Genomic DNA, 6,582 nt, shown 5'->3' on the forward strand with positions numbered 1-6,582 from the left:
GCATACAGCGCACTGACTCTGCGGGAGATAAACCGCAGAAACATTGAGACTCACAAAACTGTAAGTAGCCAGTGAGTCTGAAGCGAGTCAGGAGGGCGGCCTACTTGCTGCAGTGGCTCTGGCATTTGAAAAAGATGAAGCTCGGATTCTTCTGCAGCTTCTCATAGTGGATTGGAGATTTTTCCTTCATCTCGGCAGCTGGCATCCCTTCGCGCAGGTCCACAACACACATTCCGGCAGCTGAGAGCCACCCAAACAGCATGGAGAGTGGGCGGCGATAAAAACTCACCTTCACCGGCATACCAATGGTGTTCCATTCCTCCGTCACATGTTCCTGACGCAGATAACTACCGCTTGGAGAGCACTGTGCATCCACCAGCGGATGATGGGTTGAGAACACGAAGTAACCACCCGGCTTCAACACGTTCCCGATGTCTCTGAAAAGCTTGTTCAGGTCTTCGACGTAATGGATCATCAACGGACAGATCACGATATCAAACGTGCCTTCCAGTTTCTCCGGCAACCCATTAGACAGGTCAGAGGTGTAGCACTTTACGTTGTCGTCCAGCTTCTCTTTCACCAGCTTCAGCATCTGCTCGGATTCATCAATGCAGGTTACATCAGCTCCGTGATCATAGAGAAACTGCGCATACACGCCGGGGCCGCACCCAAGGTCCAGCACCTTCAGCCCTTGCAGCGGCGGCAGCATGCCAAGCAGGGTGGGGCGCTCTAAAAGAGCGTTGTAGATGTTCTCCTGAATGGCCTCATCATACTGCTCGGCAAAATCGCTATACAACCGAGATGTCATTCACGTACTCCGCATCAAACACATGTTCCCGAACAAGACCTCTGATCAACGCCTAGGAATATGCGACAAAACCATAATTAAAAGCAGCCGAAACCAACTGGAATAAAGGTAAATACCTTTCAAAATCCGTGTTTCTGCCATGCTGCCAGATGGGCCTTGTATGAGTCTAACGCGAAAAAACTGTGTCGTGATGACGGCAAGCTCAAGCTCATATCGCAGCGACAACGAGGTGTCAGAACCCCTGAAAAACGGCAGAGCTACCGCTTTTCCCGTAAGAGCCAGATAAAGAAAATCCCGCCAATAAGCCCGGTAATGATGCCAATCGGCATGTCTTCCGGCTTCATCAGCGTCCGTGCAGCAGCATCTGCAAGCAATAGGAAGATCGCCCCAAACAGCGCTGAAACAGGGATCAGGCGTCGATAATCGCCGCCAACAAACAGCCGCACAATATGAGGCACCATAAGCCCCACAAACCCGATCATGCCGGAAAACGCGACCATAACACCCGTAATCAGCGCACCAATCACAAAGGTTTCCAGCCGGAAGGCACCAACGGATATGCCAAGTGTTGTCGCCGTCTCATCGCCAATTGTCATCGCGTTGAAATGCCCTGCGCGAAACCACAGCCAGAGCCCGCACAAAGCAAGCACCACCAACGGGTAGGCGAGATGTGCCCACTGCGCCAGCCCCAATCCGCCCAGCATCCAGTAAACCACAGTATGCGTCGCCCGTGGGTCTGCCAAAAAGATGAGGATATTGGCGCCTGCCATCAGCACAAAGCTCACAGCTACACCCGTCAGCACCAGACGGTCGGCACTGGTAGCGCTTGTAAACTTCGCCACCCCAATCACCAGCAGCGTTGCCCCAAGAGCACCCAGAAACGCCAGCAAAGGTACGGTGAGCATCCCCAAAAACAGCCCCGTATGCAGCAGAGCCAACACCGCCCCAAACGCGCCACCAGCTGAAATGCCGATCAAATGCGGGTCAGCTAGCGGGTTGCGGGTGACGGATTGAAGGCAAGCTCCCACGATGGAAAGCCCGGCCCCCACCATGATCGCCAGCAGCGCACGGGGCAGGCGGATCTCCCAGAGAATGCTCTCCCGCCCCAGCGACCAGCTCGGCTCAACCGTGCCCGGCACCAGTTTGTTGGCAAGAACACCCCATACAGTCTCCATGGAAATGGAAACCGCCCCAACGGAGACCGCAAGGCAGACAGAAAGAACCAGCGCAGCCAATCCCACGCAGCAAATCTGCAGCAAATGATGAGAAGAGCCCTCTTTGGGGGCTACAACAACGCCGGTTCCTTCGCTCATTGTTAGTTACCCCAGAATGCGGTTGCGAGTTTCTTGATCGCCTTGATGTTCCGTGGTCCCGGAGTTGCTTCAGCATATTCCAGCGTCACGAACCGGTCATTCTTCACCGCATCCATATCCGCAAAGGCGGGGTTGTTGAGCATGAACTCACGCTTCTGCGCAGCAGTCACTTCGCCGTAGTTGATAATCACGATCACTTCCGGGTTGGTCTCAACCACAGCCTCCCAGTTCACGCGCACCCAGCTCTTATCCAATGTATCCGTCACGTTGGTGCCGCCAGCAGCCTCAATCAGCGCGGTTGGCATCCCATAACGACCAGCAGTGAACGGAGAATCTTCACCTCCGTCATAAACAAACACACGCAGAGGTGTGTCAGCAGCCTTCAAGCCAGCTTTGAACTGCGCAAGGTCTTCGCGATAAGCCTGCACCAACGCTTCCGCCCGCTCTTCAACATCAAAGATGCGGCCAAGGTTCAAAAGATCATTGTACATGTCATCCATGGAAACCTTTGGCTTCTCGCCAATATGGATGCAGCTCTCGGTCAGCTCGTACACCTTGATACCGAACGGCTCCAGCGTCTCCGGTGTGAGCTCGCCACCAACCCTCATACCATAATTCCAACCTGCAAAAAAGAAATCCGCGTCAGCACCAATTAGGATTTCTTTGTTCGGATACTTTGGGGCAAGCTCCGGCAGCACAGCCACTTGATCCGTGAGCTCTTCATCCAGCGTCTTCCACCCAGAAATACCGGTGTAGCCCACCATGTTGTCCTGCAACTCCAGTGCCAGCATCATTTCTGTGAGGTTGGAGTCATGCGATACCGCCCGCTGCGGCACGCCATCAAATTCGACAGTGCGGTTACAGCTCTTGACGGAAACCTCTGCCAGCGCAGCGGAAGAGGAAAGCAGCGCCGCAGCCAGCGCCAAACCAAGTTTTTTCATGAAAAAGTACCCTTAAGAATGCAGATCAAATGTCAGAAGAGAGTGTTGTCGGTCCACCAGCTGTTCGCGCGTTGTGCGCACCTGAAAAGCCTTGGAAACCAAAGCGGGAGAGAGGATCTGCTCCGGCACCCCAAATCCAAGCATTTGCCCGTGGTCCAGCAACAGGATCTGGTCACACACCTCAGCTGCCATGTTCAGGTCATGCAGGCTGGTGATGATCGTCAGATCCAGCTCTTCAATGAGCTTCAGAATTTCTAGCTGATGGCGAATGTCGAGATGGTTGGTCGGCTCATCCAAAATGAGCAGCTCTGGCTCCTGCGCCAACGCCCGCGCCACCATAACCCGCTGCCGCTCTCCGCCAGAAAGCGTGCCAAACAACCGTCCGGCCAAGGCATCCAGCTGCAAAGCGCGGATCGCACGGTCCACCACCTGCCGGTCTCGTTCTCCGGAAGCTGCTAACCCACTGCGATACGGCGTGCGTCCCAGCTCCACAATCTCACGCACCCTCAGCGCAAAATCCGTCGGCTGCTCTTGCAATACCGCTGCCACCCGCTGTGCCGTGATCTTGGCGGAGAGGGACCAGATGTCATCACCGCCAACGCAAATCTGCCCGCTCATCGGCTTGTTGAACCGATAGAGCAGCCGCAACAACGTAGACTTGCCAGCCCCGTTCGCGCCAACCACGCCAAGCACTTGCCCCGCAGCCAACTCAAAACTCAACGGCTGCAACACCAACGAACTCTTCCGATCAGGCGCCCACGAAACATCGCACACAGAAACAAAAACCGCGCTCATGCCAAAGCACCCGTGCGCAGCTCAGCCCCAATCGGGCAGCCAACGGTGCCCAAATGATGAGAAACAAGATCAAGCATCGTACCAACCCACCCGAGTGAAACGCTACACATCATCAATGTAACGTTATAACGTTACATTGATTGTCGAATCCTGAGGCAAAAGTCAAGCACACACGCGCGTCGACCATCAGCGGTTCGCAAAACGATCCGGGATAAAGTTTAAGTCTTGAGGAAACAGGTAACATAACGCCCTCCGCGCAACGGCAGGGGCAAACAGAAACCGGATATGTGAGAGGCTTGCGCCAATGCAACCATTATGGCCTCCTCCGGGACGCCCCGCCCGGGTTGAAGTGAAACATAATGGCAGGTCTCCTGACTCGCGGGTCTGTGCTCAGCCAGCCTTCCCGGATCTCTCCAGTGGCATGCTTGGCGTCGCTCGCCGCTTACAGTTGCGGGGGCAGTCACGGAATTAGCGCCTGTTGGCTACACTTCACCGTGTTCCCTTTTAATCCCGAGGCCTTTCGCACCTCAGAAACCATAGGCCCGCATACTGAATTTTGCAGACCTCAATTGCAAGCGCTTTCGAGAATAGACCTGAGGTGCTGTTGATAGCAATTGCCAGCAACTCACTTGAAACACTCAAATACTTTCGCAAAACCATCCCAAGTTTTCCATGAGTTTCACTTGTGACAACGCCTTGCTAGGCTCTTGGCAATGACCAAACAGAGATTGCTTGAATTCACCAACTTTGACCATCCGGATAGCAATAAGTGAAAAGAGATGAAAACAGTCATTAAAAAGACTTCGATAATCTTGAGTGTCTTCGCTGTCTGTTTTGCAGTTTCGGGATGTTTATTGATTGGACCTCTCCTGCCGACACCTGGACATACGGAGATTGTGAAAATCGATTCATCAATGACGAACCAGGAGCTTTCTCGCAAGTTGCTTGCTATCTTTAGAAATCACGGTATAGCCCCCTGCACAATGTCAAGCCCCGCATACCATAGCAAAGTCCGTCACTCAGTTGATGAAAGGCCGCCGAATGGCTGTATTTGGGGAGGCTTTCGTCATCCAAGTCAGCCACAAGTAAATGCTGATGATGCAACTATAATCATCGGAAGTTTCCCAGAGTACAATAATAATGGGATAGGCCAATCAGCGAGATTTCGAAGACTCAGTAACAACGAGTTGGAGGTTACGGTAAAAGGACAAGGTGCGTACTATAGGAAGCCCCCAAACAAAAAAATCGCTCAAAAATTTGCCCGGATTATCAAAGAAAACCTGCAATAACAGCACACCCCACCGTCTTCCCGGACAAGCGCAGCGCAGATCCGAGATCCAGAGCCAAATGCTCAGGTGCTCCTAGCTCCTTCGCAACCCGTTCTTGGTAATCTCACCATGCATCCAGTGGGTGTCACTCTGTACGTGATCTGCGCGCACATACTTGGCCATATGTGTTGCCATGTCAGCCTCTTGGAAAGCCTCAGTGGTTCGCACGACAAAGCCCTCCTGTTTGCTCAGGTTGAGCCCGTTCAGCACTCCATCAACGCTTGCTTGAGTGAAAACGCCCCTGTGCAACACCGGAACAGGAGCAATGCCCAGCTCTGAGAAACGGTCCAGCGTCGCATCCCAACTCTGTGTGATGCCGCCAACAATCCATGCAAAACCTAGAAAGTAAGTGGGCAACCTGTCATAAGCGACGGAATGACGGGCAAACAGATACTCACCGATGATCCGCTCATCCTCAGCAAGACACGGCGAAACACCTGCCGCAAAAGCTTTCATCCAATCACGGGATGGATGATACCCACTGTCAGGGCTACGCGCATGGCATCCACTCTGCAGGATAGTCGTGTTCTCGCCGTCCATCTTCTCGGTAAAGACGACTTCTGCGGCGCTTTCCAGAACCGCCAAATCCCGCAGGATCTTGTCATCGCTCATAACACCGGGAGAGCTGGGTAAATGATAGGTGCGGCCATACTTCTTCATCGATCCCGCAGCTCCTTATCTCCAAAGCGAATAAGGGAACTCCGATTTTAATTCCTATGCTCATTGAGCCAGGACACCGCCCCTTCTTCTTATCGGGTGGTGATTACAAGCTTTAACGAGCAACCACAACCACCCACCGTCTTCCCGGACAAACGCAGTGCAGATCCGGGATCCAGAGCGATACGCTTAGGCATAAGCCACGACACAAACAAGTTGCTAACCCCTGCCATCCACGTCCCTGTCAAAACTACCAGTTTGACAGAGTAATTGCCTCATCCCATCCTCATGCATGAAGCGCACAAGCCCTTTGTTATGGGCGGGAGGGTGGTGAATACAATACCTTCTTCGGAGGGGAATAAACTCGCCTGTCTGTTTGCAGGTTTCTAGCCTCCCGCCCGCCAAAGGGTTCTCACGCCACCCTCCGTCTTCCCGGACAAGCGCAGCGTAGATCCGGGATCCAGAGCGACATGCTCAGGCATAAGCCACGACACAAACGCCTCGCTAACCCCGTCATCCACATCCTTGTAAAAATTGTCAATTTGACAACTTGTGGTTTTCATTCCACATTCATACATGAGGCTTCGAAACCTCTCCAAACAGCGGTTACCGCTCCCGTCGACTAGCGGATTTTTTGTGCCTGCTTTATAGGTAGCGCGCAAACCTATTGCTATGAGCGGGAGGGCGGTGAATACAATACCTTCTTCGGAGGGGAATAAACTCGCCTGTCTGTTTGCAGG

General features: G+C 53.3%; 5 protein-coding genes and 1 riboswitch. All 5 genes read right to left on the bottom strand.

From position 1 onward, the window contains the following. Positions 1-100 precede the first annotated feature (100 nt). Positions 101-808: a class I SAM-dependent DNA methyltransferase gene (locus PsW64_RS03065; RefSeq protein WP_057463012.1), complete on the bottom strand. Its 708-nt coding sequence runs from the start codon at positions 806-808 to the stop codon at positions 101-103. 257 nt (positions 809-1,065) lie between these two features. Beyond that, positions 1,066-2,121 carry a FecCD family ABC transporter permease gene (locus tag PsW64_RS03070; protein ID WP_063294260.1) on the bottom strand — a complete coding sequence of 352 codons (1,056 nt, stop codon included), beginning with the start codon at positions 2,119-2,121 and terminating at the stop codon, positions 1,066-1,068. A gap of 2 nt (positions 2,122-2,123) precedes the next feature. Continuing rightward, positions 2,124-3,062, bottom strand: coding sequence for an ABC transporter substrate-binding protein (locus PsW64_RS03075; protein WP_063294259.1), 939 nt, complete (start codon positions 3,060-3,062; stop codon positions 2,124-2,126). A gap of 12 nt (positions 3,063-3,074) precedes the next feature. Next, positions 3,075-3,857, bottom strand: a complete 783-nt coding sequence (locus tag PsW64_RS03080; protein ID WP_063294258.1) for an ABC transporter ATP-binding protein — start codon at positions 3,855-3,857, stop codon at positions 3,075-3,077. 344 nt (positions 3,858-4,201) lie between these two features. Next, a riboswitch (cobalamin riboswitch) is annotated at positions 4,202-4,411 on the bottom strand. Positions 4,412-5,218: 807 nt separating this feature from the next. Beyond that, the gene (locus tag PsW64_RS03090; protein WP_057463008.1) at positions 5,219-5,845 is read right to left on the bottom strand and encodes an RNA ligase family protein; all 627 of its coding nucleotides are present in this window, start codon (positions 5,843-5,845) and stop codon (positions 5,219-5,221) included. Between the last annotated feature and the right edge of the window lie 737 nt (positions 5,846-6,582).

The sequence above is a fragment of the Pseudovibrio sp. W64 genome, from assembly GCF_001623145.1.
In the GTDB taxonomy this organism is placed as follows: Bacteria; Pseudomonadota; Alphaproteobacteria; order Rhizobiales; family Stappiaceae; genus Pseudovibrio.

Bases quoted from the DNA above. Each gene is read 5' to 3' on its own strand.
- PsW64_RS03065 (WP_057463012.1), bottom strand. From the start codon at position 808: ATGACATCTCGGTTGTATAGCGATTTTGCCGAGCAGTATGATGAGGCC.
- PsW64_RS03070 (WP_063294260.1), bottom strand. From the start codon at position 2,121: ATGAGCGAAGGAACCGGCGTTGTTGTAGCCCCCAAAGAGGGCTCTTCT.
- PsW64_RS03075 (WP_063294259.1), bottom strand. From the start codon at position 3,062: ATGAAAAAACTTGGTTTGGCGCTGGCTGCGGCGCTGCTTTCCTCTTCC.
- PsW64_RS03080 (WP_063294258.1), bottom strand. From the start codon at position 3,857: ATGAGCGCGGTTTTTGTTTCTGTGTGCGATGTTTCGTGGGCGCCTGAT.
- PsW64_RS03090 (WP_057463008.1), bottom strand. From the start codon at position 5,845: ATGAAGAAGTATGGCCGCACCTATCATTTACCCAGCTCTCCCGGTGTT.